The 20,905-nt window shown below is 52.0% G+C and carries 23 protein-coding genes and 1 tRNA gene; 18 read left to right on the top strand and 6 right to left on the bottom strand.

The annotated features are described in order from the left end of the window. Positions 1 to 5: 5 nt before the first annotated feature. From ALIPUT_RS09355 to ALIPUT_RS09305, 11 genes are read left to right on the top strand one after another with little or no spacing between them, the layout of a single operon-like run. Positions 6 to 341, top strand: coding sequence for a DUF4133 domain-containing protein (locus ALIPUT_RS09355; RefSeq protein ID WP_004329660.1), 336 nt, complete (start codon positions 6 to 8; stop codon positions 339 to 341). Further along, the gene (locus ALIPUT_RS09350; protein WP_004329659.1) at positions 338 to 2,851 is read left to right on the top strand and encodes a TraG family conjugative transposon ATPase; all 2,514 of its coding nucleotides are present in this window, start codon (positions 338 to 340) and stop codon (positions 2,849 to 2,851) included. Before ALIPUT_RS09355 ends, ALIPUT_RS09350 begins: the two co-directional genes overlap by 4 nt. A 12-nt stretch (positions 2,852 to 2,863) precedes the next feature. Then, entirely contained in the window at positions 2,864 to 3,490 is a 627-nt protein-coding gene (locus ALIPUT_RS09345) for a DUF4141 domain-containing protein (RefSeq protein WP_004325453.1), read from the top strand. Between the two features lie 19 nt (positions 3,491 to 3,509). Next, positions 3,510 to 4,505, top strand: a complete 996-nt coding sequence (gene traJ / locus ALIPUT_RS09340) for a conjugative transposon protein TraJ (RefSeq protein ID WP_147554451.1) — start codon at positions 3,510 to 3,512, stop codon at positions 4,503 to 4,505. A gap of 20 nt (positions 4,506 to 4,525) precedes the next feature. Further along, positions 4,526 to 5,149 (top strand): conjugative transposon protein TraK, encoded by a 624-nt coding sequence (gene traK, locus ALIPUT_RS09335; protein ID WP_004309966.1) that lies wholly within the window; start codon positions 4,526 to 4,528, stop codon positions 5,147 to 5,149. Positions 5,150 to 5,153: 4 nt separating this feature from the next. Then, the gene (locus ALIPUT_RS09330) at positions 5,154 to 5,450 is read left to right on the top strand and encodes a TraL conjugative transposon family protein (protein WP_004329657.1); all 297 of its coding nucleotides are present in this window, start codon (positions 5,154 to 5,156) and stop codon (positions 5,448 to 5,450) included. Then, positions 5,428 to 6,741: a conjugative transposon protein TraM gene (gene traM / locus ALIPUT_RS09325; RefSeq protein WP_004329656.1), complete on the top strand. Its 1,314-nt coding sequence runs from the start codon at positions 5,428 to 5,430 to the stop codon at positions 6,739 to 6,741. Before ALIPUT_RS09330 ends, traM begins: the two co-directional genes overlap by 23 nt. Positions 6,742 to 6,781: 40 nt before the next feature. Then, on the top strand, positions 6,782 to 7,717 hold the full coding sequence (traN, locus tag ALIPUT_RS09320; protein ID WP_004329655.1) for a conjugative transposon protein TraN: 936 nt from the start codon (positions 6,782 to 6,784) through the stop codon (positions 7,715 to 7,717). Positions 7,718 to 7,719: 2 nt separating this feature from the next. Then, positions 7,720 to 8,301 (top strand): conjugal transfer protein TraO, encoded by a 582-nt coding sequence (locus ALIPUT_RS09315; RefSeq protein ID WP_004329654.1) that lies wholly within the window; start codon positions 7,720 to 7,722, stop codon positions 8,299 to 8,301. A gap of 13 nt (positions 8,302 to 8,314) precedes the next feature. After that, positions 8,315 to 8,773: a DUF3872 domain-containing protein gene (locus tag ALIPUT_RS09310; protein ID WP_004329653.1), complete on the top strand. Its 459-nt coding sequence runs from the start codon at positions 8,315 to 8,317 to the stop codon at positions 8,771 to 8,773. 12 nt (positions 8,774 to 8,785) lie between these two features. After that, positions 8,786 to 9,106 (top strand): hypothetical protein, encoded by a 321-nt coding sequence (locus ALIPUT_RS09305; RefSeq protein WP_004308767.1) that lies wholly within the window; start codon positions 8,786 to 8,788, stop codon positions 9,104 to 9,106. Between the two features lie 203 nt (positions 9,107 to 9,309). Here the strand turns inward: ALIPUT_RS09305 and ALIPUT_RS09300 are convergent, their stop codons facing one another. The 6 genes from ALIPUT_RS09300 to ALIPUT_RS09275 form a co-directional block, all read right to left on the bottom strand. Beyond that, on the bottom strand, positions 9,310 to 9,792 hold the full coding sequence (locus tag ALIPUT_RS09300; protein ID WP_004329652.1) for a DUF7258 domain-containing protein: 483 nt from the start codon (positions 9,790 to 9,792) through the stop codon (positions 9,310 to 9,312). An 11-nt stretch (positions 9,793 to 9,803) separates the two neighbouring features. Further along, positions 9,804 to 10,025, bottom strand: coding sequence for a DUF3873 domain-containing protein (locus tag ALIPUT_RS09295; RefSeq protein WP_004329651.1), 222 nt, complete (start codon positions 10,023 to 10,025; stop codon positions 9,804 to 9,806). Between the two features lie 77 nt (positions 10,026 to 10,102). Further along, entirely contained in the window at positions 10,103 to 10,636 is a 534-nt protein-coding gene (locus ALIPUT_RS09290; RefSeq protein WP_004329650.1) for an antirestriction protein ArdA, read from the bottom strand. A 642-nt stretch (positions 10,637 to 11,278) separates the two neighbouring features. Further along, positions 11,279 to 11,773 carry a site-specific integrase gene (locus ALIPUT_RS09285; RefSeq protein ID WP_004329649.1) on the bottom strand — a complete coding sequence of 165 codons (495 nt, stop codon included), beginning with the start codon at positions 11,771 to 11,773 and terminating at the stop codon, positions 11,279 to 11,281. A gap of 54 nt (positions 11,774 to 11,827) precedes the next feature. Continuing rightward, positions 11,828 to 13,057 carry a site-specific integrase gene (locus tag ALIPUT_RS09280; protein WP_004329648.1) on the bottom strand — a complete coding sequence of 410 codons (1,230 nt, stop codon included), beginning with the start codon at positions 13,055 to 13,057 and terminating at the stop codon, positions 11,828 to 11,830. A 273-nt stretch (positions 13,058 to 13,330) separates the two neighbouring features. After that, a tRNA-Ser gene (locus tag ALIPUT_RS09275) sits at positions 13,331 to 13,417 on the bottom strand. Between the two features lie 220 nt (positions 13,418 to 13,637). Between ALIPUT_RS09275 and ALIPUT_RS09270 the strand changes: the two genes are divergently transcribed. The 7 genes from ALIPUT_RS09270 (at position 13,638) to ALIPUT_RS13230 (ending at position 20,881) form a co-directional block, all read left to right on the top strand. After that, positions 13,638 to 14,735, top strand: a complete 1,098-nt coding sequence (locus ALIPUT_RS09270; protein WP_004329647.1) for a hypothetical protein — start codon at positions 13,638 to 13,640, stop codon at positions 14,733 to 14,735. 160 nt (positions 14,736 to 14,895) lie between these two features. Further along, positions 14,896 to 16,536, top strand: a complete 1,641-nt coding sequence (locus ALIPUT_RS09265) for an OmpP1/FadL family transporter (RefSeq protein WP_004329645.1) — start codon at positions 14,896 to 14,898, stop codon at positions 16,534 to 16,536. A 297-nt stretch (positions 16,537 to 16,833) separates the two neighbouring features. Further along, complete coding sequence (gene proS, locus ALIPUT_RS09260) at positions 16,834 to 18,318, top strand: proline--tRNA ligase (RefSeq protein WP_004329644.1); 1,485 nt, start codon at positions 16,834 to 16,836, stop codon at positions 18,316 to 18,318. A gap of 82 nt (positions 18,319 to 18,400) precedes the next feature. Further along, on the top strand, positions 18,401 to 18,928 hold the full coding sequence (locus ALIPUT_RS09255) for a pyridoxamine 5'-phosphate oxidase family protein (RefSeq protein WP_004329643.1): 528 nt from the start codon (positions 18,401 to 18,403) through the stop codon (positions 18,926 to 18,928). Beyond that, positions 18,925 to 19,866, top strand: coding sequence for a cation diffusion facilitator family transporter (locus tag ALIPUT_RS09250; RefSeq protein ID WP_004329642.1), 942 nt, complete (start codon positions 18,925 to 18,927; stop codon positions 19,864 to 19,866). The genes ALIPUT_RS09255 and ALIPUT_RS09250 overlap by 4 nt, the downstream gene beginning before the upstream one ends. Positions 19,867 to 20,084: 218 nt before the next feature. After that, positions 20,085 to 20,669 (top strand): RNA polymerase sigma factor, encoded by a 585-nt coding sequence (locus ALIPUT_RS09245; RefSeq protein WP_004329641.1) that lies wholly within the window; start codon positions 20,085 to 20,087, stop codon positions 20,667 to 20,669. Between the two features lie 77 nt (positions 20,670 to 20,746). Next, positions 20,747 to 20,881 carry a hypothetical protein gene (locus ALIPUT_RS13230; RefSeq protein WP_004329640.1) on the top strand — a complete coding sequence of 45 codons (135 nt, stop codon included), beginning with the start codon at positions 20,747 to 20,749 and terminating at the stop codon, positions 20,879 to 20,881. Positions 20,882 to 20,905: the final 24 nt, after the last annotated feature.

Raw genomic sequence — 20,905 nt, 5'->3', positions numbered from 1 at the left:
CGGCTATGTCTGAATATCCGGTAAACAGGGGTATCGGGAAGCCAGTGGAATTCAAGGGGTTAAAAAGCCAGTACCTCTTTATCTTTTGCGGCGGCTTGCTCGCCGTGTTCGTGGTGTTCATCGTCCTGTTCATGGCAGGCGCGAACCAGTGGCTATGTATCGGTTTCATCGTGTCGGCTTCGCTGCTGCTCGTGTGGCAGACGTTCCGGCTCAACGCACGGTACGGCACGCACGGGCTGATGAAAGCAGCCGCACGCAAAAGACACCCACGCTTCATTATCAGCCGAAAGGCGATACCCCGGCTGTTCAATTACAAAAGAAGAAAGGAAGAAAGAACATGAGGAATATATTAAAGGCTACCACGCTGGAAAGGAAATTTCCACTTTTGGCGGTGGAGAACGGCTGCATCATTTCAAAGGATGCGGACATAACGGTGGCTTTCAGGGTGGAACTGCCCGAACTGTTCACCGTCACCAGTGCCGAGTATGAAGCCATACATTCGGCGTGGTACAAGGCAATCAAGGTACTGCCCGACTACTCCATAGTACACAAGCAGGACTTCTTCATCAAGGAGAACTACCAGCCCGACACCGAAAGGGACGAACTTAGTTTTTTAAGCCGCTCCTTTGAACGACATTTCAATGAACGCCCGTTCCTGAACCATTACTGCTACCTGTTCCTGACAAAGACGACAAGGGAGAGAAGCCGCCGACAGAGCGACTTCTCCACCCTCTGCCGGGGCAGGATTGTCCCGCAGGAGATAGCCGACAAGGAAGCGGCGGCAAAGTTCATCGAAGCGGTCGGGCAGTTTGAAAGGATTATGAACGACAGCGGATTTGTCACCCTTACCCGGCTGGCGGCATCGGAAATCACCGGGCAGGACGGAAAGGCGGGCATCATCGAGAAATACTTCTCGCTCTCGCAAACCGACACTACTTGCCTGAAAGACATCGGGCTGTACCCGGAAGAAATGCGTGTCGGGGACGATATACTGTGCCTGCACACGCTTTCGGACGTGGAAGATTTGCCCGGAAAGGTCGGGACGGACTGCCGATTTGAGAAGCTGTCCACTGACCGGAGCGACTGCCGACTGTCATTCGCCGCCCCGGTGGGCGTGCTGTTATCGTGTAACCACGTCTATAACCAGTTCATCTTCATAGACGACCACGCCGAAAACCTGAAGAACTTCGAGCAGACCGCCCGGAATATGCAATCGCTCTCCCGCTATTCCCGTGCCAACCAAGTGAACAAAGAATGGATAGACGAGTACTTGAACGAAGCGCACAGCAAGGGGCTTATCTCGGTGCGTTGCCACTGCAACGTCATGGCATGGAGTGACGACAGGGACGAACTCAAACGCATACGCAACGATGTGGGAAGCCAGCTTGCGCTAATGGAGTGCAAGCCACGCCACAACACCACCGACACGCCCACGCTCTTTTGGGCGGGCATACCCGGCAACGAAGCCGACTTCCCGGCAGAGGAAAGTTTCTACACGTTCTTGGGGCAGGCTCTCTGCCTGTTCGTGGAAGAAACGAACTACAAGAGTTCGCTTTCCCCGTTCGGTATCAAAATGGTGGACAGGGTGAGCGGTCGCCCGCTGCACATCGACATATCGGATTTGCCCATGAAGAAAGGCATCACCACCAATCGCAACAAGTTCATACTTGGGCCGAGCGGGTCGGGAAAGTCTTTCTTCACCAACCACATGGTGCGCCAGTATTACGAGCAGGGTGCGCACGTGCTGCTGGTCGATACGGGTAACAGCTACTTGGGGCTGTCCCAGCTTATCCACAACCGCACGCACGGCGAGGACGGGATTTATTTCACCTACACCAACGAGAACCCGATAGCGTTCAACCCGTTCTATGTCGAAGACGGGGTATTTGACATCGAAAAGAAAGAGAGTATCAAGACCCTTATACTCACCCTGTGGAAGCGGGACGATGAAGCCCCCAAGCGGTCGGAAGAAGTGGCGTTGTCTAATGCCGTGAGTGCCTATATCGAACGTATCACGGGCGACAGGTCGGTAACGCCCTGCTTCAACACGTTCTACGAGTTTGTCCGGGATGATTACCGCCGACAGCTTGAACAGAAGAACGTCAGGGAAAAGGATTTTGACATAGACAATTTCCTGAACGTGCTTGAACCGTACTATCGTGGTGGTGAGTACGACTACCTGCTGAACTCCAACAAGGAGCTGGATTTGCTGCATAAACGCTTCATAGTCTTTGAATTGGACAACATCAAAGACCACAAGATTTTATTCCCGATAACGACTATCATTATTATGGAAGCCTTTATAAACAAAATGCGCAAGTTAAAGGGGATAAGGAAGTTAATACTAATCGAGGAAGCGTGGAAAGCGATTGCATCGGCGAACATGGCAGATTACATAAAATATTTGTACAAAACCGTCAGGAAGTATTTCGGGGAAGCGATTGTGGTAACGCAGGAAGTGGAAGATATTATTGCTTCGCCCATAGTGAAAGAGAGTATCATCAATAACTCGGACTGCAAAATCCTGTTAGACCAGCGAAAATACCTGAACAAGTTCGACAACATACAAAACCTGCTCGGACTGACCGACAAGGAGCGTTCGCAGATATTGTCTATCAACATGGCGAACCACCCCGGACGGAAGTACAAGGAAGTTTTCTTCTCGCTGGGCGGCACGCAGTCGGCGGTATATGCAACAGAAGTTTCGCTGGAAGAATATTACACGTTCACGACAGAGGAAAGCGAGAAAATGGAACTGTTCGCCCTCGCCGAGAAGCTGGGCGGCAACCTTGAACTGGCTATCAAGCGGCTTGCGGAAAGCAAACGCAATCCCCAATCATCAACAATTTAAAAAATCAGGAACATGAAGAAAACAATTCTCCTTATGGCGGTATGCCTTTGCTTCATCGGCAAGGCATCCGCACAGTGGGTGGTGTCAGACCCCGGCAACTTGGCACAGGGTATCATCAACACCACCAAGCAGATAGTGCAGACTTCCACCACAGCTAAGAACACGCTGGACGGCTTCATGGAAGCGCAGAAGATTTTCCAGCAGGGTAAAAAATATTACGATGCGCTCAAAGCGGTGCATGACGTGGTTAAGGGCGGTGTCAAGGTGAAGAAGTCCATTGAACTGGTGGCGGAAATATCCGAAATCTACGTGCGTAACTTCCAAAGTATGCTGGCAGACCCGAATTTCACGCCTGACGAACTGTCGGCAATCTCGTTCGGCTATGCCAAACTGATGTCGGAAAGCTCGGACGTGTTGCAGGACTTGAAAAATGTAGTGAACATTACGGGTATGTCGCTGACGGATGCTGAACGGCTGGCCATTATTGATAATGCCTACCGAAGCCTATTGAATTACCGCAACCTCGTGAACTACTACACCCGAAAGAACATTTCCGTGTCCTACCTGCGGGCAAAGAAGAAGAACGACACCGACCGGGTGCTGGCTCTCTACGGCTCGGCGGATGAACGCTACTGGTAACATATAAATCGGTATGCCTATGTTATTAGCAGCAGTGGATTTTGACAACTTGCACCAAGTGTTGCGGGTGCTGTACGATGAAATGATGCCCTTGTGCAGCAACATGACGGGGGTAGCGAAAGGTATTGCCGGATTGGGGGCTTTGTTCTACGTGGCGGCAAAAGTGTGGCAGTCGCTCGCACGTGCCGAACCCATAGACGTGTACCCGCTCCTGCGTCCCTTTGCGCTGGGGCTGTGCATCATGTTCTTTCCCACGTTCGTGCTGGGGACTATCAACACGGTGCTGTCGCCAGTGGTGAAAGGATGCAACCAGCTTATGGAAACGCAGACTTTCGACATGAACGAGTACCGGGCGCAAAAAGACCGACTGGAATATGAAGCCCTGATGCGAAGCCCCGAAACGGCTTACCTCGCATCGGACGAGGAATTTGACAGGCAACTGGAAGAACTGGGCTGGTCGCCCTCCGACATGGTGACTATGACGGGTATGTACATGGACAGGGCGGCGTACAACATCAAGAAGTCCGTCCGGGACTGGTTCAGGGAACTGTTGGAAATGCTCTTTCAGGCGGCGGGGCTGATTATCGACACGCTGCGCACGTTCTTCCTGATTGTGCTTTCGATACTGGGTCCGCTGGCGTTTGCGATTTCCGTCTATGACGGTTTCCAAAGCACGCTGACCCAGTGGATTTCACGCTATATCTCCATTTACCTGTGGTTGCCCGTGTCTGACTTGTTCAGCAGCGTGCTGGCACGCATACAAACGCTGATGCTCCAAAAGGACATTCAGGAACTTTCAGACCCGAATTTCATTCCTGACGGGAGCAGCACCGTGTATGTAATCTTTATGATTATAGGTATCGTGGGCTACTTCACCATTCCTACGGTGGCAAGCTGGATTGTGTCGGCTGGCGGCACGTCTGCCTATAACCGCAACGTGGCACGGGCTGGGTCAATCGCCGGGGCTGTGACGGGTGCGGCAACCGGGAAAGTAGCCGGAAAACTACTCAAATAACCAACATCAAAATTTAGTATATGGAATTTAAATCATTAACGAACATCGAAACGAGTTTCCGGCAAATCCGGCTCTTTGCGCTGGTATTCATCTGCCTGTGCGCACTGGTGACGGGCTTTGCTGTGTGGAACTCGTACAGCTTCGCCGAAAAACAGCGGCAGAAGATATACGTCCTCGACAACGGTAAAAGCCTGATGCTGGCTCTCTCGCAGGACATGGCGCAGAACAGACCCGTGGAAGCCAAATCGCACGTGCGGCGTTTCCACGAACTGTTTTTCACCTTATCACCCGACAAGGGGGCTATCGAAAGCAACATCAAACGCTCGCTGTTCCTCGCCGACAAGACCGCTTTCAACTATTACAAGGACTTGGCGGAAAAGGGCTACTACAACCGGGTGATTTCCGGAAACGTCACGCAGACGGTGGAGATTGACAGCGTGAAGTGCGACTTCGACCAGTACCCCTACAAGGTGAACACGTATGCCCGCCAGTTGATTGTCCGGGAAAGCAGCCTGACGGTGCGAAGCCTTGTGACCTCGTGCCGCCTGCTCAACGCCACACGGAGCGACAACAACCCGCACGGCTTCATTATCGAAGCGTTTACCATTACCGAGAACAAGGATTTGCAAACCGTTAAAAGATAGCCGTATGGAAAGGAAACGAAACTATATCGAAAAGGTGCAGGACTGGGCGGACGACTGCCTGCGCCGAATGTGCGGACGGATTACGCCGGGCAAAAGGCTGGCGGTTATCCTCGTGATGTTCCTATTTTTCGGCGGCTTGTCTATCTACATCACCGTTTCATCAATTTACAATATCGGGAAACGGGACGGGCAAAGGCTGCAAATAGAACACATCAGGCAACTGCCGTTACATGGCAATGACACAACCAAAAGTATCACCCCCTTAAACAGACCGCAATATGGAAGAAGTACAGAAGAATGAGAACGGCACGACCGTACCGCAGACGGACGGGAAGCCTGAAAAGGAAAAGAAGCCCAAACGGGAACTTACCCCGCAACAGATACAGCAGCGCAGGAAAATGATAGTCTTCCCGCTGATGTTCCTTGCCTTTGCCGGGTGCATGTACCTGATATTCGCCCCCTCCGGCAAAGAGGACGTGAATGTGGAAAGCGTGGGCGGCTTCAACGCCGACATACCCCTGCCCGCAGAGGACGGGATTATAGCCGACAAGCAAAAGGCTTACGAACAAGCAATGCTGAACCGCAAACAGCAGGACAAGATACAGTCCTTGCAGGACTTCGGTTTCACGGGGGACGATGAAACGGAAGAACCGCAAGCGGAAATCGACCTGATGCCGGAAGATGATGCGAAGCCCCAAAGGGGCGGCGGTGCTTCTTCACGGGCGGCTTACCGGGACATCAACCGCCAGTTAAGCACGTTCTACGAAACCCCAGCGGTGGACGAGGAAAAAGAGGACTTGAAGCGGCAGGTGGCGGAACTGACCGACCGACTGCAACAACAGCAGAACGCCACACCCACCACTGACGACCAAATGGCACTCTTGGAAAAGTCCTACGAACTGGCGGCAAGGTATATGAATGACGGCGGGCAAGTGGCGCAAGTACCCGTAACTGGCGGCATTGAACGCAAACCGGATGCGGTGACAGTACAGGCTATTAGGGAAACAACCGTATCGGGATTGCAGCAGCCCATGAGCGATGCCGACTTCATCCGGGCGTACAGCCAGCCCCGCAACTACGGCTTCAACACGGCGGTAGGCACGGGTTACGTTATGGGAAAGAATACGGTAGCCGCCTGCATCCACCAAGACCAAACGCTGACGGACGGGCAGGCGGTGAAACTCCGGCTGCTTGAACCCATGCAAGCCGGGAACATCGTTGTACCAAAGAATACCCTTGTAGCGGGTACGGCAAAGGTGCAGGGCGAACGGCTCGACATAGTGGTGTCCTCGATTGAGTACGCTGGCAACATCATCCCGGTGGAGCTTGCCGTGTTCGACACGGACGGGCAAAAGGGGCTTTCCGTCCCGTCCTCAATGGAGCAGGAAGCGTTCAACGAAGCTATGGCGAACATCGGCAGCGGGCTGGGTACAAGCATTTCCTTTGCCCAAAGTGCCGGGCAACAGGTGGCTATGGACGTAACAAGGGGCTTACTGCAAGGAACGTCCGGCTATCTTGCGAAAAAGTTCAGGACAGTAAAAGTAAAGCTGAAAGCCGGGTACAAGGTGATGCTTTACGCCAAACAGCAATAATTACTCAACAAATATTCATCCACTAAAATTTTAATTGATAATGAAACAGATTTTTGTATTGCTCGCCCTCTTGCTGGGCGTGTGTGCGGCAAACGCACAGGAAACCGACACCGTGAAGTATGCGGCAGGTAACGACTTGTACCGGGGCATTACCCGGAAACTGCCTTACCGACAAATGGTAACGCCCTACGGCGTGGAAGTGACCTTTGCCAAGACGGTACACATCATCTTCCCCGCCGCCGTCCGCTATGTCGATTTGGGAAGCAACCACATCATAGCGGGCAAGGCTGACGGTGCGGAGAACGTAATCCGGGTGAAAGCCACGACAGAGGGCTTTCCGGGCGAAACGAACTTCTCCGTCATTTGCGAGGACGGCAGCTTCTTTTCGTTCAACGCCAAGTACGCCCGTGAGCCGGAAATGCTCAATATCGAAATGAAAGACTTCTTGGAAAATGAAGATACGTCCGACTTTTCGCATACCCGCATGAACATCTATTTCCGGGAACTGGGTAATGAAAGCCCGCTACTGGTGAAACTGATAATGCAGAGCATCTACAAGAACAACGACCGGAAAGTGCGCCACTTGGGTAGCAAGCGTTTCGGCATCCAGTTCTTAATCAAGGGGATTTATACCTATAACGGGATGCTCTATGTACACACGCAGACGAAGAACAGTTCCAACGTGCCTTTCGATACCGACTTCATCAAGTTTAAGATAGTCGATAAGAAAGTACCCAAACGCACGGCTATTCAGGAAACTGTGCTGGATGCGGTACGCAGCTACAACGAGGTGATAGAGATTACCGGGAAAAGTACCGTCCGCACGGTGTACGCCCTGCCGAAGTTCACCATACCGGACGATAAGCTGCTACTTGTGGAACTCTACGAGAAAAACGGCGGGCGGCATCAGGTTATCCGGGTGGAGAACGCCGACATCATAAACGCAGAAGTGATTAACGAACTCAAAATCAAATAGGGATGAAACGGTTTCTATTTATCGGAATACTCTTTGCGCTGTGCCTGCATTTCAACCAGGCACACGCACAAAGATACCTGCCGGGTATGAAAGGCTTGCAGGTCACGGCGGGCATGACGGACGGTGTACACTGGAATGACAACACGGATTTCGCCTACCATATCGGGGCGGCATACAGCGTTTACACCAAGAACGCCAACCGCTGGGTGATTGGTGGGGAATACCTGCACAAGAAGTATGACTACAAGGATATGCAGATACCAGTCGAACAGTTCACCGCAGAGGGCGGCTATTACCTGAAATTCCTTTCGGACAGGCGAAAGACTTTTTTCCTCTCGCTGGGACTGTCAGCACTCGCCGGGTATGAGGTGAGCAACAAAAGCGAAAAGCTACTGCCGGACGGCTCTACCTTATTGGATAAGGACTGCTTTATTTACGGCGGTGCGCTCACGCTGGAACTGGAAGCCTACCTGACCGACCGGGTGGCTCTGCTGCTGAACGCAAGGGAACGGGCGTTGTTCAGCTCGGACATAGGCAAGTTCCACTCGCAGGTATCTTTGGGACTGAAATTCATTATCAACTGACCGCTATATAATAATGTATATGAAGAATGTAATGTATAAAATCATCATGGGCTGCTACATCGTGGCCGCCCTTGTACTTGTCACCGCCTGTAATGACAATTTGGATATTCAGCAGGCGTACCCGTTCAGCATCGAAACGCTGCCAGTACCCAAAAGGCTGAAAGTCGGGGAAACCGCCGAAATACGCTGCCGACTGGTGCGTGGCGGCTATTACCAGCCGACTACCTATCAGATAAGGTATTTCCAGCCGGACGGCAAAGGGAAGCTGGAAATGGATAACGGCACGGTGTTCCTGCCCAATGACCTTTACCCGCTGGAGAAAGAAACGTTCAGGCTCTACTACACCTCGGCATCGACCGACCAGCAGACGATTGACATTTATATCATCGACAGCTTCGGGCAGATGCAGCAACTTACACTATCATTTAATAATGACAACAGCGAAGAAGGAACGGAAACAATAACCCCCTAATAATAAAACGACATGGTAAAAATAGAATTGGATATAGAAGGTATCTCGTGGTACATAGAAACCACGTTGGAAACAGATACAGTTCCGGCAGTAGGTGACATCATCATTGTGGACAAGGACTGTATTTCCGAACGTGACAGTGCTGAATTATGGAAAACGCCGTCCAATCAGGTTTTCAAATGGGCGGACGAAGAAGATGATGCGCCCGTAATGGTATGGTTCGATTGCGAAACGGAAATGCTTGTCAATAAACGGACATGGAAATATGACATCGAGGAAGAAGAAACCGTGTGCATACTTGGTGTAAAATTTATTCACTATGAGGATTTATAGTTGCGACATCCGTTTTTATCATCCTCTTGGGAAACCGGGTATGGAATGATACGCAAAGCGTAAATATCGGGCAGACAGCCCGCCGGGAAGCATCGGCGGGCTGTTTCCATGATAGGGAAAACGAAAGGCTTCTTTGTTACTTTCTTCACCCGCTGGCAGGCTCACGGAAGAAAGTAACGGCGGCAAGCAGCCGCCGTCCTCTATCAACTGGTTTTAAGGCTCTTTATGGACGTGTATTTCTCTAACCACACCTTTACCTGCTCCATGTTATATTCGCCCGTGATGATTGCCGTATGGTCGTCTATGGCTACAAACCGGACACTTTCATAGCTGTTTACCCAGCCTTGCAGGGAACAGACGCCCCACGTTTCCACATCTTCAAAAACACTGCGGTCTATCCGGCTGATTGGCTCGCCGAAAACTACCGTCATTATCTGAAAGTCTGGTTTGTCCTCCAACAGTTGCAAATGATGCAGCGTGCCGAACTCGTCAGTTTTGCGCCCCCACGCCCACACATCATTATACAAATCATCGCCCCACTGGTGCGGGTGGTCGAAACGGACTTTGACCGCTATGGAATGCTGGTCGTCTTGGATGTCCTCGATAACGCCCGTTACCATTAAGCCCGTAAAAATGCACTCGCAACGCCTGCCGATAAGCTCCTTGTTTACTTCTGTTGTTTTCATGTCCCTGAAATTTACTTGTTTATTACTCCGTTCTTCTTCGCTACCCATTCGTCACGCCTGCGGCGGCACTCGTCCAGCGTTTTGGCTACCGTGCTGAAAAGTTCGCCGTCCGTGTGGCGGTAGTCATATTGATAATAAATTTGTCCCCTGAAAGCCCCCAAACAGCATTTCACGAACTTTTCTTCTCCCGGTGTTTGGGTGATGCTTACCCCGTTTTTGTTAAGTGACTGCATGATGTCTTATTTTTTTATGGTTATAAACTTGGTTGTTTTAAGCGGGCAGGGCTTTGACACCCCGCCCGGATTGGTTGTTATGCCGCACGGAACACAAAGCCGTCATCAAACCAGTAATCGCACATGAACAGGTCACGGGCAAACTGTTTGTAATCGAAATAGGTCTTTGCGAACTCCGGCAGGTCGTAACATTCCTCTACAATTTCATAGGCGAAATCTTCTTCATCGTCATATTCCCCTTGATATTCATCCCGGAAATCCCGTACAAGGTCGTCCGCATCTTCCTCGCCCAAATCATGGCTTTTATAGTTGCACCACACGAAAAAGGCTTCCTGCTCGGTGTCGCTCAAATCCTCCACCGCATCACGCAGGGCGAAGAAGTTTTCAGAAATCCAGCTTTCGTCGATTAAGCCCTCCGGCACGTTCTCCCAGTCCTGAAACATGTATTCCGCATCTTCCTCGTCCTTGTGAAGTTCCCGGCAGGCTTCATAAAATTCTTCCTTGTCCGAATAGTCCGAAAGATCGAGCCATGCGCCGGACAATGAACCGTTGTTGTACTTGGCATAAGTGCCTACATAAACTTTTGCTTCCGATAATACCTTTGCTTCCATATTGCTGTAATTTTTTAAGTTTTTAATTTTATGCGGATTTGAGAGGTGAGGGAGTTGAAGTTTCACTGAACTTTTTTCCTGTTTCCCGTAAATCCGACTTTTTTTTTATGCGTCTTCCGGTCGGGTCGGTCGTTTTCGTTTCACATAGGCTCAAAAGGGTAGTGTTTAGAGTTTGCAAGGTTTTGGGCAAAAAATACCTCGCAAGGCAGGGAAGATTTTTTCGCCAAACCGGAACGGCTCGACCTTGCAAAATCGTGAAGAACACGTAACTACCTTTGCCTATTGAAATGATTAAAACGACTGTCCCGGCTGGGGGACTGCGTAAGAGGAAGATTTACAGATAGGGAAACCGGGGAAAAGTGCCTGTTCTCTTTCATCTTTTAGGGAACACTCCATGCGGGCGGGAAAGGCAAGGGTGTTGTGAGCTTGCTTGCAATACGCTTGTGCGGGTTTCCAACGGCTCTTTTCACGAAATACAGTCAGCCATGCCACGCACGGCTGGCGTTTCGGGGAATGTGCCAGTTGGAAAAGGATATAAAAAATGCGGGTAGTCGGTGGACTGCCCGCAAGGTGGAAGAATGTAAAATGCTTGGATATAGATTGTTATGTGGTATTTAGTTACCGAAATCGTTACCTGCTTTGTTACCGATTGTGTTCATTGTAAATCCCCGTTAGCATACTGGCGGTAATGCCGTTTTCAGGAGCGACAACAAAGGCAAATGTCTTGCGGGCGCAAGATAAGGTAACGGATTTTTTTATGCCAGCGGCGGCACAAACGTTTTGTAAATCGTAATTTATCGCCGGGAGTGGTAAAACGGGCAGAAGCTCCCCGTTTTCTTGAAGCCCCCGGTATTTCTTCAAAATGTCGTAAGGCGCATCAAGCAGTGGAAACGAGTATAGCAAGGTACTTTTAGACACATGAAAGCGCAGAAAACGTTTTTCACGGGAATGTGCCAAGATATTTTCTTTCCTAAGCCTGATTATGTCACTGTATGCCATTCCCGTGTAGCACGAGAACAGGAAAATGTCACGGGCTTTACGCTGCCGGGACAGGGGCAGTTTCACTTTTGAAATCGCTGCCAGTTCCTCGCTTGTGAGGTATTCTTTACTGTATTCTATTTTAGATTGCTTAGCCATAACGCATTTATTTATTGAAAGGTGATACTTGTTGTTCGGGAAATAGCAGCCATGTTACATGGCTACTTCCTTGTAAATTTTCTCGATGCCGACAAACTTCTTGTCAAGCCCCTGCATATCGCTGCCTATCTTGCTGTTGGTGATGCGGGCGTAAATTTGCGTAGTTTCTATATTTGTGTGTCCCAGCATCTTGGACACCGTTTCAATGGGTACGCCCTTTGACAGCGTGGTGGTCGTGGCGAACGTGTGCCGGGCAAGGTGGAATGTCAGGTTCTTTTTAATACCGCAAATATCGGCAATCTCTTTCAAGTAGGCGTTTAGCTTCTGATTGCTGATTACGGGAAGTATCTTGCCGTCCGGCAACTTGCCCTTGTACTTCTTCAAAATCATCTTGGGAATATCCAGCAGGGGAACATTCACGTCCGTGTTGGTCTTTACCCGCTTGGTGATTATCCAAAGGTTGCCGTCAAAGGACTTTTGGATATTCTCCTGCCGCAAGTTGGCAACATCGCTGTAAGCCAAACCGCAGAAACAGGAAAAGACGAACAAGTCCCTGACGTGTTCCAGCCGTTCGGAAACCATTTTCTTTTTAAGGATGATTTTTATCTCGTCCTCCGTCAAGTAGCCCCTATCCACTTTTTCCAGCCGAATTTTGTAGCTGGCGAACGGGTCGCCCACCAGTATGCCGTTGTTGCGGGCAATGATGATGATGCGCTTGAAGAACTGCATGAACTTGGCGGTGGTGTTGTAACCGCACTTGCAGGCGGTACGCAAATACAACTCAAAATCGGTAATGAACATTGGAGTAATTTCCTTAATGGATATGTCCGATACGTTGTACTTGCTGCGGATGAACTCGGCAAGGTGGCGGCGGGTCACTTCATACTTGCGGTAGGTCGCTATCGTCTTGGATATGCCCACAAGCTGCTTCACATCGTCATTGTGCTTTTGGAACAATGAAAGGATTGTTTCGTGGCTCTCGCTGTGTCCCAAGAACTCGTTCTTCACTTTCTCGGCGGTCACGTAGTTGTCACGCCGCTGCATTTCGTGGTAAATGGTGTTCAGGGAAGAACGTATGTCGTCCAGCAGGGCGTTTATTCTTCCGGCATCCCTGCCTTTGGCTTTGCCTGCGGCAATACTCCAGTTACCGGGCTGGATGCTCTGTTTCGTACTGAACTGGCACTGTTTGCCGTCAATAGTGATACGTGCCATAATCATTACCTCGCCGTTTTTCTTTTCAGAACCTTTCTTCAAATAAAAAAGAACCTTGAATGTCGATTTCATAACTCACTTTTTTTAGTTGCAAAATTACTTTTTACCTCTCGTTTTTGAGTTATGCAGACTATGGACTAATCAAGTCATTATCAGGTCATTTATGGACAAATCGTTACCGTTTTTGTCCGGCAGGGAATAGGTAACGATTTAGTAACGAAACTTTGTCTTTTACCGTACTTTTGAAGTCTTGGAAGCAGGACTTTCGGGCAATAAAAAAAGCCACAAATCATTGATTTGTAGCTTTTTGTCCGTTTGCTGACCATTTCTGTCCAGCACGTTCAGCGGAGAGGGAGGGATTCGAACCCCCGGTACAGTTGCCCGTACACCGCATTTCGAGTGCGGCCCGATCGACCACTCCGGCATCTCTCCCGGTCCATCACCAACCCTTCGGCCGGTAATTCGGAGTGCAAATATAGCTATTTTTCGCAAAAAAAGCATTTTCGGAACAAAAAAAGATTCGAATTTCTATTTTCACCCGCTCAATGTATTTCCCGATTTTATTGCTACTTTTGTGAGATAATGACTCATCGGCAATAAAACCGGTACGGTTTTCGTTGAAAATATAACCACACAGTAACTCCGAAACACGATGAAAAACCGAAATTTCAAAATAGGTGCTCTGCTCGTGTCGCTCTTCGCGGCAAGCTGTTCGCCGGCACTCTACCAATCCGGCGCCTACAACATCGACGACATGTACGCGGAACACGATGTCACCCGCATCGCCCAGGAAAAACAGGCGATAGCCGAAGCTCGCAAGGCCGAAGCGGAAGCCCGTCGCGCCGAAATAGAGGCCCGGCAGGCGGAAGCCGCATACTACGCATCGGACGACTCCTACCAGGGCGTGTTGGCCGACACGTACGAAAGCGCCTATGCCCGTCGTTTGCGGGGATTCAGCTCCCCGACCTATCAGATGCCGACGAGCTATTTCAACCTTCGTTACAACGGCACCTACCAATTCGTTTCGGCCTACGACCCGGCCGTTTACAACATCATCGTCATGGGCGACGAAGTGTGGGTCGAACCCAAATACATTACTTCGATGTTCGGCACATGGGGTTCTCCCAGCATAGTGAGCTTCGGATGGAGCGCAGGTCTTTATAACGACTGGTATTTCAGTTGGGGTTACAATCCCTATCCCTGGGCATACCCCGGTTTCGGCTGGCCTTATTACAGCTACAACCCCTATTGGGGTTATCCTTACTGGGGAGGCTATTACCCTTACTGGGGTTATTATCCCGGCTGGGGAGGCGGCCATCACCACCACCCGTACCCGCCGCACCATCGGCCCAACGTCGTACACCGCTCTACCTACCGGTACGGATCGGGAGCGGGATCGAACATCGGATCGACCAGTTTCGGAGGGCGCGGCCAGGGTAGTTTGAACAACGGCTACAGAAACGGCACTACGGTCGGCAGCGGCAGCTTCCGGGGCGGCAGGACCAACAGCAATTCCAGCTCCAGCTTCCGAGGCGGCTCATCGTCAGTCAATCGAGGCAGCTCGACCTACCGCAATCCTTCGTTCGGAGGCAGCAGCAGCTCCTACCGGGGAAGCAGTTCGACAACGAACAGAGGGACTTACACCCCGGCCCCCTCGCAACCGAACAGAGGTTCGAGCGGCAGCTTCGTGGGCGGAGGCGGAGGGGTCCGCGGCGGAAACAGCAGCGGACGTAACTCTTACGGCCGTTAAACGATCACCCCGGCAAATTTCGACGGACGGCGCACAGGATGCACACGCAGGCGGCAAACGAATATGAACGCAACGACCGGTTTCGACCGGCAGCGGCGATCGTTTCCGCCCCTGCTGTCCCGAACGCCGGAAACGAAAAAACAACTCAACGATTTTTGTTATGAAACATCTCGGAATTTTGGCGCTGCTTTCAGCGGCCTTGTTCGCAACCGCCCCGGCGTCGGCTCAAAGCTCCGGAGGTTTATTGATGGACCGTGACATCGTCACCCCGTCCGACCTCTTCGAACTCTCGCAAACGACCTTCAGCCTCGGAACGGCGCGGTCGATGGCCATGGCAGGCGCCTTCACCTCCCTCGGAGCGGATCTTACGTCCATGGCGATCAACCCGGCGGGCCTGGGCATGTACCGGCACAACGAAATTTCGATCACGTCTCTGATGAGTTTCGCACGGGCGGAAAACAACGCTCCGGCATTCAACTCCAACAGTAAAAACCGGTTTTCGATCGGCAACTTCGGCTTTACGGCCAATGTTTACGAAGGATCGGGACCGCTCGTGAGCGTCAATATCGGGTTCGGCTACAACCGCCTGCAGGACCTCAACTACCAATACTCCTATTATACACAGGGCAATGTCAGCTCGATCGCCGACGTTTTCTCCGACATGCTGCAATACAGCGGTATCAACAGGGATCAGATCACCGGCGGCTTCAACTGGAGCAACTTCAACCCCCGGCTCTGGGGTTCGATCCTCGGCTACAAGGCCGGATTCACGGATCAAATCGGCAGCAGGTGGCAGCCGACCTGGATCGGCAACAACGTCGATATCGGCAACTACACGACCGTCGTAAGCAATGGCTCGATAGGCGAATACGACATTTCGGCAGGATTCAACCTGAACAACAAGTTCTATATCGGGGCCACGTTCGGCATTCAGTCCCTGTATCAACGCAAAACCTACTATTACGGAGAAGATTACGTCTATCCCGGCAACGGCACCGATCCGAACCTGGACTACCAACTGCTCTATTCGAACTTCAACCAGGAAGTCATCCTGGACGGCGCAGGGGTCAATTTCAAGCTCGGCATGATCTACCGGCCCATTCAGAATCTGCGAATCGGCTTCGCTTTCCACACCCCGACCTATTACTGGATCGACCGTACCTATCAGGCCTACACCGATTCCGGGGTGCATGTCAATAACCCGAACGACCCCGACGGTCTCAAACCAGGTCCGGACGGCAACCAATATACGGACGCCCTCTCTCCCGTACTGGAAGATACGGGCGGTTACAACTGGGAGTTCACCACGCCGGCCCGCCTGATGTTCGGCATCTCCTACGCCTTCGGCAACCGGGGTCTGATCTCCGTGGATTACGAGCGCGACTGGTACAACGGGATGCGGATGAAAAACAATCCCGCGGGCGGCGATAACGAAATCTATAACGACACGTTCCGCTCCTGGTACAAAGGCGCCAATATCGTCCGCATAGGCGCGGAGTTCAAACCGCTGCCGTTCCTGGCGATCCGGGGCGGTTTCGGCTACATGGGGTCCATGCTGCAGGACGAAGAGCAAGTTTCAGCGGCCCCCATGACCAAGCAGATGCTCTACTATTCGGCCGGCTTGGGATTTTTACTCTCTCCGGGCGTTGCACTGGACCTGGCCTACAACTATTCCTCGACCGAGCAGACGGACTACAACCTCTACTACTTCGAATCTCCGAGCGGCATAAACGGCAGCGGCATCTACAATACCAAACTCAAGCGCCACTTCGCGGCCCTGAGCCTCAGCTTCCGCTTTTAGTTTCGCACGACATATCGCAACGGCAGAACCTCCCGTACCGGAAGTCCTGTCGTTTTTTATCCGGGACAGACCGGATTTCGGGCCAGAGAAGAAAACGCACCGACTTCAAAAACGCAAAACGAGCCATCGGCACCTTCGACCGACGGGGCAAAGCGGCCCCTCGCAGCGGGCAAATTCAAGATTTATCGGAGCGCAGTTGCGAATTTCTGCATAAATCGTTAATTTTGCCGACTAACCGACATACGCCGGCTCCGAAGCCGGTGACACGATTCCCGGAAGTTAAAAAATAAATAAGATATGGCAAAGGAACTTAAAGACGTAACCAAAGCCGAGGACAACTACTCGCAATGGTACAACGACCTGGTGGTCAAGGCTGGTCTAGCCGAAAATTCGGCCGTACGCGGCTGCATGGTAATCAAGCCTTACGGCTATGCCATCTGGGAGAAAATGCAGGCGGCCCTGGACAAGATGTTTAAGGACACGGGGCACCAGAACGCCTATTTCCCGCTCTTCATCCCCAAGTCGTTCTTCTCGAAAGAGGCCGACCACGTGGAAGGCTTTGCCAAGGAGTGCGCCGTGGTCACCCACTACCGCCTGAAAAACGATCCCGAGGGCAAGGGCGTCGTGGTCGATCCCGATGCCAAACTCGAAGAGGAGCTGATCGTCCGTCCCACCTCGGAAACGATCATCTGGAACACTTACAAGGGCTGGATCCAGTCCTACCGCGACCTGCCGATCCTCTGCAACCAGTGGGCGAACGTCGTACGCTGGGAGATGCGTACCCGCCTGTTCCTGCGCACGGCGGAATTTCTCTGGCAGGAGGGCCACACGGCCCATGCCACGAAGGAGGAGGCCATCGAGGAGGCTACCCGGATGATCCACGTTTACCAAAAATTCGTCGAGGAGTGGATGGGCGTACCGGTAATCGTCGGTCACAAATCGCCGAACGAACGGTTCGCCGGTGCGGTCGATACCCTCACGATCGAAGCGCTGATGCAGGACGGCAAGGCCCTCCAGAGCGGCACGTCGCACTTCCTGGGCCAAAACTTCGCCAAGGCATTCGACGTACAATACATCAACAAGGAGGGCAAACTCGAATACGTATGGGCCACTTCCTGGGGTGTTTCGACCCGTCTGATGGGAGCGCTCATCATGGCTCACTCGGATAACAACGGCCTGGTGCTGCCTCCGAAACTCGCCCCGATTCAGGTCGTCCTGATACCTATTTATAAAGGAGAGGAGCAGATGCGGCAGATCGTAGAACGTCTTCGCACCATCGCCGAAGAGCTCAAGTCGAAGGGACTCTCCGTGAAGATCGACGACCGCGACAACGTCCGCTCGGGCTTCAAGTTCGCCGAATACGAGCTCAAGGGCGTCCCCGTACGTCTGGCTCTCGGCCCCCGCGACTTGGAGAACGGCACGATCGAACTGGTCCGGCGCGATACGCTCGAAAAGGAAACCGTTCCCCAGGAGGGACTCACCGACCGGGTGGCGGCCCTGATGGACGAAATCCAGCAGAATATCTTCCGCAAGGCGCTCGACTACCGCAATTCGATGATTACCAAAGTGGACACGTGGGACGAATTCGTCGATGTGCTGGAAAACAAGGGCGGCTTCATCTCGGCCCACTGGGACGGGACGGTCGAAACCGAAGTGGCGATCAAGGACGCTACGAAAGCCACGATCCGCTGCATCCCGATGGATGCGGTCGAGGAGGAGGGCAAATGCGTATTCAGCGGCAAACCGTCGCATCGCCGCGTACTTTTCGCCCGCAGCTACTAAACGCTGTCGATACCGAATTATCACAACGAAGACGGATGCCATTCAGAGAAGTGTCCGTCTTCGTTTTTGCAGGAAACAGGTCATGAACTATCAAAACGATTCAGTCCGTCGGCAGGACCGCTTGCTCGACCAACCGGAGGCGACGGAGCTGTTGCGGCGGGGCGAATACGGCATACTCTGCATGCAGCGTCCTGAAGGCGGCGGCTACGGAGTGCCCCTCAACTATGTCTGGGACGAAGCCGACGCGATCTACATCCACTGTGCCCCGGAAGGACGCAAGTTGCACTGCCTCCGGGAATGCGACCGCGTCACTTTCTGCATCGTCGGCAAAACGCAGGTGCTGCCCGCACGGTTTACGACCTTCTACGAAAGCATCCTGCTCGACTGCCGGGCCCGCACGGGGCTCACAGCGGAGGAGCGTCGGAGGGCCCTGAACCATTTGATCGGCAAATATTCCCCGGAGTACAAGACAATCGGCAGGCAATATGTCGAAAAGTCTTTCCACCGGACAGAGATTATCCGGCTCGACATCCTGTCGTGGAGCGGAAAATGCAAGGATAACCTACATCCGGGTACGACACCACCCGGAGCAAACAGCAACCGGACATGAATCAACCCACGGAACGCACCCGAAAAATTTACCGGGCAACCTGGATCGGAATGGTCGTCAATATCGCCCTCTCCCTCCTGAAACTCGCGGCCGGCATCCTCGGCCGAAGCGGAGCCATGATCGCCGATGCCGTGCACTCGATATCGGATCTGGCGACCGATGTCATCGTGCTGATCTTCGCCCGGATCTCCTCCAAACCCGAAGACGCCGGCCACAACTACGGACACGGCAAGTACGAAACCCTCGCCTCCATCCTCATCAGCCTGACCCTGATCGCCGTCGGCGGAGGCATCCTGGCCGACAGCATCCGCAACATCCGTCTGGTATTGACCGGAGAAATAATCGGACGACCGGGCGCGATCGCCCTGATCGCCGCCGCAATTTCGATCGTCGCCAAAGAGGTCCTGTATCGCTATACCGTTCGTGTGGGACGTCAGACGGACAGTCCGAGCGTCGTAGCCAACGCCTGGCACCACCGCAGCGACGCACTTTCGTCGATCGGCACCCTGACAGGTATCGGGCTCGCCTATTTTCTGGGCGACAAGTGGCGCATCGCCGATCCGCTGGCGGCCCTCGTCGTTTCGGTCTTCATCTTCAAGATCGCGTTCGACCTGCTGCGAAGCGGCCTCGGAGAACTGCTCGAACATGCCCTTCCCGCCGCAACCGAGCAGGAGATACTGAACATCCTGACTCACTCGAAGGAGGTGACCGAACCGCACCATCTGCGCACACGCCGTATCGGAGCCACCGTCGCCATCGAAGCCCATATCCGCGTCGATCCTCGGATGAGCGTGCTCCGCTCCCATCAACTGACCGTCGATATCGAACGCCAGCTCAAAGAGCGATTCGGCCCCAATACGCTCATTTCCATTCATGTAGAACCGATCGAAACTGAAAAACTTTCATCTTCGGACTCGGAGAAAGATAAAAATATCTGATAGATTTTATTTTTGGCATAGTTATTGTTAATTCATCGACACCCTGCCGGAAAAATAGAAATCTAAAAAGTTTGTTTTTTTGGATAATTATTTCTACCTTTCCGACACAAAAGATGCCGAAACAAGTATTCGGTATATCAAAAAACAGTAATTTAACAACTTAAAGGATTGCCTATCGAAACATTCTACTCTTAATAACTAATTCAGGAGAAAAGAGTATGAACATTCAAGTATTAAGCGACCAGCACTTGCTTAATAATTATCGTTCGGGTGATCAGAGTGCCATTTCCAAATTGATCGAGCGCCACAAGCGTCGGGTTCGGGACTATATTTACATGATGGTCAAGGACAACGACGTAGCGGACGACATCTTCCAGGAAACATTCATCAAAGTCATACGCGTCATCGACGAAGGCCGCTACACCGACAACGGCAAGTTCCTTTCGTGGGTTCTGCGTATCGCGCACAACCAGGTGATCGACCACTTCCGCGCCTGCAAGCAGAACAAGCAGGTCAATGAAAGCGAAAGCGGCTACAACGTACTGGGATCGCTGCGTTTCGCGGAAAAGACGATCGAAGATGAATTGATCTCCTCGCAAATCGAAAGCGACGTGCGCAACCTGATCGAACTGCTTCCGGAGGAGCAGCGCGAGGTGGTGATGATGCGCTACTACTCCGGTATGAGTTTCAAGGAGATCGCCGAGCAAACCGGCGTAAGCATCAACACAGCGCTGGGACGCATGCGCTATGCACTTATCAACCTGCGGCGCATGATTAGGGAAAAAGAACTTATTTTATCTTAATCCGTATGCAATAAAGCCCGGAGGCCATCCGTTTCTTTAATGTAATGAACTAAAAAAGAAATACTAAAAGGCCTCCTATGACTGAAAACGACAAAACGGATACATCAAGGTCTATCTCCGACGAAGAACTGATGAAGAACGAAGTGATCGGCGACGATGCAGATCTGTATTATCTCGATTGCTATCTTTCGGACATTCTTGGAAAGGGATAATTTTAGGGTTAATTTTTGATGGGA

The sequence above is a fragment of the Alistipes putredinis DSM 17216 genome (assembly GCF_000154465.1).
In the GTDB taxonomy this organism is placed as follows: Bacteria; Bacteroidota; Bacteroidia; order Bacteroidales; family Rikenellaceae; genus Alistipes; species Alistipes putredinis.
The sequence above is the reverse complement of the archived record's forward strand: the minus strand, read 5'-3'. Positions and strand labels throughout refer to the sequence as shown.

Excerpts from the sequence above, each read along its gene's own strand:
- ALIPUT_RS09355 (WP_004329660.1), top strand. The coding sequence starts at position 6 with ATGTCTGAATATCCGGTAAACAGGGGTATCGGGAAGCCAGTGGAATTC.
- ALIPUT_RS09350 (WP_004329659.1), top strand. The coding sequence starts at position 338 with ATGAGGAATATATTAAAGGCTACCACGCTGGAAAGGAAATTTCCACTT.
- ALIPUT_RS09345 (WP_004325453.1), top strand. The coding sequence starts at position 2,864 with ATGAAGAAAACAATTCTCCTTATGGCGGTATGCCTTTGCTTCATCGGC.
- traJ (WP_147554451.1), top strand. The coding sequence starts at position 3,510 with ATGTTATTAGCAGCAGTGGATTTTGACAACTTGCACCAAGTGTTGCGG.
- traK (WP_004309966.1), top strand. The coding sequence starts at position 4,526 with ATGGAATTTAAATCATTAACGAACATCGAAACGAGTTTCCGGCAAATC.
- ALIPUT_RS09330 (WP_004329657.1), top strand. The coding sequence starts at position 5,154 with ATGGAAAGGAAACGAAACTATATCGAAAAGGTGCAGGACTGGGCGGAC.
- traM (WP_004329656.1), top strand. The coding sequence starts at position 5,428 with ATGGAAGAAGTACAGAAGAATGAGAACGGCACGACCGTACCGCAGACG.
- traN (WP_004329655.1), top strand. The coding sequence starts at position 6,782 with ATGAAACAGATTTTTGTATTGCTCGCCCTCTTGCTGGGCGTGTGTGCG.
- ALIPUT_RS09315 (WP_004329654.1), top strand. The coding sequence starts at position 7,720 with ATGAAACGGTTTCTATTTATCGGAATACTCTTTGCGCTGTGCCTGCAT.
- ALIPUT_RS09310 (WP_004329653.1), top strand. The coding sequence starts at position 8,315 with ATGTATATGAAGAATGTAATGTATAAAATCATCATGGGCTGCTACATC.
- ALIPUT_RS09305 (WP_004308767.1), top strand. The coding sequence starts at position 8,786 with ATGGTAAAAATAGAATTGGATATAGAAGGTATCTCGTGGTACATAGAA.
- ALIPUT_RS09300 (WP_004329652.1), bottom strand. The coding sequence starts at position 9,792 with ATGAAAACAACAGAAGTAAACAAGGAGCTTATCGGCAGGCGTTGCGAG.
- ALIPUT_RS09295 (WP_004329651.1), bottom strand. The coding sequence starts at position 10,025 with ATGCAGTCACTTAACAAAAACGGGGTAAGCATCACCCAAACACCGGGA.
- ALIPUT_RS09290 (WP_004329650.1), bottom strand. The coding sequence starts at position 10,636 with ATGGAAGCAAAGGTATTATCGGAAGCAAAAGTTTATGTAGGCACTTAT.
- ALIPUT_RS09285 (WP_004329649.1), bottom strand. The coding sequence starts at position 11,773 with ATGGCTAAGCAATCTAAAATAGAATACAGTAAAGAATACCTCACAAGC.
- ALIPUT_RS09280 (WP_004329648.1), bottom strand. The coding sequence starts at position 13,057 with ATGAAATCGACATTCAAGGTTCTTTTTTATTTGAAGAAAGGTTCTGAA.
- ALIPUT_RS09270 (WP_004329647.1), top strand. The coding sequence starts at position 13,638 with ATGAAAAACCGAAATTTCAAAATAGGTGCTCTGCTCGTGTCGCTCTTC.
- ALIPUT_RS09265 (WP_004329645.1), top strand. The coding sequence starts at position 14,896 with ATGAAACATCTCGGAATTTTGGCGCTGCTTTCAGCGGCCTTGTTCGCA.
- proS (WP_004329644.1), top strand. The coding sequence starts at position 16,834 with ATGGCAAAGGAACTTAAAGACGTAACCAAAGCCGAGGACAACTACTCG.
- ALIPUT_RS09255 (WP_004329643.1), top strand. The coding sequence starts at position 18,401 with ATGAACTATCAAAACGATTCAGTCCGTCGGCAGGACCGCTTGCTCGAC.
- ALIPUT_RS09250 (WP_004329642.1), top strand. The coding sequence starts at position 18,925 with ATGAATCAACCCACGGAACGCACCCGAAAAATTTACCGGGCAACCTGG.
- ALIPUT_RS09245 (WP_004329641.1), top strand. The coding sequence starts at position 20,085 with ATGAACATTCAAGTATTAAGCGACCAGCACTTGCTTAATAATTATCGT.
- ALIPUT_RS13230 (WP_004329640.1), top strand. The coding sequence starts at position 20,747 with ATGACTGAAAACGACAAAACGGATACATCAAGGTCTATCTCCGACGAA.